The organism is uncultured Gimesia sp. (genome assembly GCF_937919775.1).
Taxonomy (GTDB): Bacteria; Planctomycetota; Planctomycetia; order Planctomycetales; family Planctomycetaceae; genus Gimesia.
Genome location: NZ_CALFPF010000374.1, coordinates 1 through 4,008 on the forward strand (window position 1 = coordinate 1; position 4,008 = coordinate 4,008).

General features: G+C 44.5%; 4 protein-coding genes. All 4 read left to right on the forward strand.

Annotated features, from left to right (window positions below; translation table 11 throughout):
* On the forward strand, nucleotides 1–332 hold a 332-nt coding region (locus Q0294_RS10225), incomplete at its 5' end, for a hypothetical protein (protein WP_299464338.1).
* 44 nt (nucleotides 333–376) lie between these two features.
* The gene (locus Q0294_RS10230) at nucleotides 377–1,324 is read left to right on the forward strand and encodes an ABC transporter ATP-binding protein (RefSeq protein ID WP_299464341.1); all 948 of its coding nucleotides are present in this window, start codon (nucleotides 377–379) and stop codon (nucleotides 1,322–1,324) included.
* A complete protein-coding gene (locus Q0294_RS10235; protein ID WP_299464344.1) occupies nucleotides 1,321–3,192 on the forward strand; it encodes an ABC transporter permease subunit in 1,872 nt (623 codons plus the stop codon). Before Q0294_RS10230 ends, Q0294_RS10235 begins: the two co-directional genes overlap by 4 nt.
* On the forward strand, nucleotides 3,189–4,008 hold an 820-nt coding region (locus tag Q0294_RS10240), incomplete at its 3' end, for a hypothetical protein (RefSeq protein ID WP_299464347.1). The genes Q0294_RS10235 and Q0294_RS10240, both read left to right, overlap by 4 nt.

The window sequence follows — 4,008 nt, forward strand, 5'->3', positions numbered from 1 at the left end:
TGAAAAATCTCACGCCCATACAGCCAGAAAATAATGCTAATAACCGTATGCTTTATTCGAAAACATATGCGTTGCTGAACCCGATGAATCAGCAGCTCCAACAGTATCCGGGTCACCAACAGGAACAACGTAGTTTCATGGATGATCTTTGCGTGCGGAATCAAACGGGACTTTTTCAGATCGTTTCGCAAACGTCACCCTCTGGAGGGAAAAATTATGAAGACCTGAGTATTCTGGATCCTTCAGACCCTGATCAATGGTTAATTGTCGTTTTTGTTCCTGGTGAAGATCAAGATACAATTTACCGCCAATATATCGTGGCAGAGATGTAAATCACCTCATCTTATCCTTTAGATCGCGAAGAATACAGATTCTTATGAGCATACAGCCTCCAATGGTGGAAGTGAAAAATCTGTGGGTACGTTATGGGAAGTATGAAGCTGTCAAAGGTATTTCCTTTTCCATTCCCAAAGGAGAAGTATTCGGTTTTATTGGCCCCAACGGGGCTGGGAAGTCTTCCACAATCAAAGTGCTGGCCACATTGCAGCGGGACTATGAATGTGACTCCGTCAAGATTAATGGAATTTCCGTTCACAAAGCGCCCCACCTGATTCGAGAGATGATCGGGTATATGCCCGATTTCTTTGGCGTTTATGAAGACCTGACTGCACGGGAATATCTGCACTTTTTCGCAGCCGCTTATCGGATTGATCGAAGCAGGCGAAAAGCGATTGTGAACGATGTACTGGAGCTGACGGATCTCACCGGAAAAATTGATGCCCCCGTAGATTCTTTGTCTCGCGGTATGAAACAACGATTGGCATTGGCCCGCGTATTACTGCATGATCCTGATTTATTATTACTGGATGAGCCTGCCAGTGGACTGGATCCCCGTGCCCGAATTGAAGTTCGTGAACTTTTGGTTGCCTTAAAGGAAATGGGAAAAACTATCATTATTTCAAGCCATATTCTGCATGAATTATCACAGCTTTGCACGAGTATCGGAATTATTGAAGCCGGACAATTTGTAACGCAGGGATCATTAGATCATATTTACAAGCGTCTGGAATTAAGTCGCATCGTGCACGTTCAGATTGTCGGCGCAATGAATGGGATCTGCCAGAAAATCGAAGCCATGGATGGCGTAAAATCAGTCACGGTCCAAGCAGATCGTCTGGCAATTCAATTGCAGGAAGATCAGTTGGCCGTTGAAGATTTGCATGCCAGGATTGCTGCGACTGGTACAAAAATTCGTATGTTTCAGGCGGAAGCAATGGATATGGAAACGGTCTTTATGAAGCTGACGGAAGGAAAAACCGCATGAAATTGGGAAAATTCCAATTCAGTCTTCCTCTGCTGGCTAAAGAACTAACCGAACAGGCCAATCGTCGGCGAACTTACATCATCAGAACGATCTACGCGCTGTTATTTTTGGGATGTGTCGGGTTCATTTATATCGATCAATTATCAAGACTTCAAAATAATCCGATGGCCATTCTCGGACGTGGTCGTCAAATCTTTGAATCGATGATTTATTTGCAATTCACTGCAATCTATCTGTTTCTACCAGCGATCACCTGCAGCGTGATTACTCAGGAAAAGGAACACAACAGCCTCGGACTGTTGCTGATTACCCGCTTAAGTCCTTCCACAATCATCCTGGAAAAATATCTGGGACGGTTAATTACCATGGTGACATTTCTGATGCTGGGACTTCCGATATTAGCCTTTGCTTATACACTGGGGGGCGTATCTCCCGCTATGTTCCTCAATGCGCTCTGGTTGCTGGTGCTCACCATGTTCCAAGTAGCCGCCCTGGGAGTACTATGTTCCAGTTTCTTTCGTACGACTGTAGCGGCATTTATCGCTACTTATATTCTCGGGTTTTTGATGCTGTTTGGCCCTTCCATCGCCTTCGAATTGAATCTGTTCTTTTATGGCGATTTTATCAGGTTACTCGCCAGTGCAATGCAACGAATCCCTTTCTGGGACAATTCTACCTTGCGCGGAAACTGGGAACTCAATTTCTTACTCTTTGCACCTTACTGGTTTGATCGTTTTGCGTGGGGAGGGGGGATTACCTCTATCGCCAGCACATTTGTTTTCAGCATCCCCATCATTCTCAGTACATTTGTATTTTTACTTATGGCTCACTATTTTCTGGTGCGTCGCGCTTTTCTTCCTACTCGCAATCTCTTGTTAAATGTCTTTAAAACTCTGGACCGTGTGTTTTCCAGAATTAATCATAACCGTGTCACACGGGGAATCGTACTCGTAAAAGATCAGGTTCAATTGCCTGAAGACGCCCCGATCGCCTGGCGTGAAACTTCTAAAAAGTCTCTGGGTACGTTCCGATATCTATTCCGAATACTTGTTGCACTTGAAGTGCCAGTCCTTTTTTTATGCACTCTCATTGCAACCAACAGTCCCCAGGCAGTTGTTGATGGAGCGGTCATGTTATTATGGCTTGTCTGGGGCTTGTCTGTATTATTGCTGGCTGTTTCGGCAACCAGCTTGATTTCCGGAGAACGTTCCCATGAAACTTTAGATGTTTTATTGACGACACCAATTTCCGGCAGAGGATTACTGGACCAAAAAATTGCAGGTGTGAAGCGTTTGTCTCTGGTATTATTAATTCCGTTGCTGACCATTGTGTTATTTGAATCCTGGTGGAAATGGGAGTATGCATACATCAATCCGCATAATAGAAACTCCTATGCAATTCAATGGCTACCCTATCTGATCGGATCGTTAATCACCATCGCCATTTATTTGCCAATGTTAATCTGGCTGTTTTGCTGGATTGGCATGAAAGTGAAATCGCAAACCAAGGCAATTCTGTCCTCGTTAGGGGTGATTATTATCTGGTGCATTTTGCCATTTATTCTGGTGTTTCCGGTGTTTATACTGAATCCTTCATTTGATGAAAGCTCTGTTATCTATGGCCTTTTCCTCAGTCCTGCTTCGTACATTGTGATCAATGAAATCGCAGAATTTCAAGAGTTTGGTACAACCTGGATTCCACTGATTATCAATACTTTGATTTATGGTGGCTGCTATTATCTGTTTCGTGCTCAATGCCGCAACCATATCGATGAAAATCTTGGCCGACTGGGTAACCAGGAGTCAGACAGTGATCGATCTCCTGTGCTCCCCTTGAATAGCCAGTCTCTTTTGAGTTCCGAACGATGAAGCAACTTTTGAATATACCGGAATCTGTAAACAGAAGATGCCGCCAATGTATTATGGTTGGCTGTGCAGGAATTGCGTTACTTTTACCGTCCTCTGTTTATGCTCTGGATATAGAAGAAGTAATCTGGGGCTTTGGAAATCAGCAGATGAAAGGCGAGTGTGTTCCCCTTTCGCTACTGCTGAGCAATAATACTCCCGAAGTATTTGATGAGTTGATTCAATTGAATCGTCTGCAATTCAGTGGCAGCAAGGTAGGAGCCCCACTTTGTCGGAAAGTTTACCTTGCGCCCTATAGTTCACAATGGATACAATTTTATCCCTATCTCATTGACGATGGGCAGGGAGAATGGTCCCTTAACTGGGGACCGCGTTTTATTTACAGTCGTAAAATTTCCAGGACTGGAAGAGATTCTGGCAATAGTCAGAATGACGAAGCTCCACCCGCACGTATTATTCTTACCAATACCACCTCGCTGTCGCAAAGCGGAGGTAAGTTCATGCGGTACCCGGAAGAGCTATTTCCCCCTTATGTCACGGCAACGGATTCTCTGGATGAAGTGATTCTGGATCATGTTCCGCGATGGGACCCTGTTCGAAAAGTTTCATTAATGGACTGGCTGTTTAAGGGAGGAACATTACATCTCCTCCCGGATTCTTCCGGCGCAAACTTGAATTTTACAACAAGTATGGCGGAACTAAACACACCCCAGGATCATTTTCGTGTTGGTTCAGGCCTCGTGATTCGTCATCCGGTAACTATCAATAAATTAACTGAAAGGCAGCTTGTATCGAGAGTACTGGAAGCCCACTCAGACG

Excerpts from the sequence above, each read along its gene's own strand:
- Q0294_RS10235 (WP_299464344.1), top strand. The coding sequence starts at position 1,321 with ATGAAATTGGGAAAATTCCAATTCAGTCTTCCTCTGCTGGCTAAAGAA.
- Q0294_RS10230 (WP_299464341.1), top strand. The coding sequence starts at position 377 with ATGAGCATACAGCCTCCAATGGTGGAAGTGAAAAATCTGTGGGTACGT.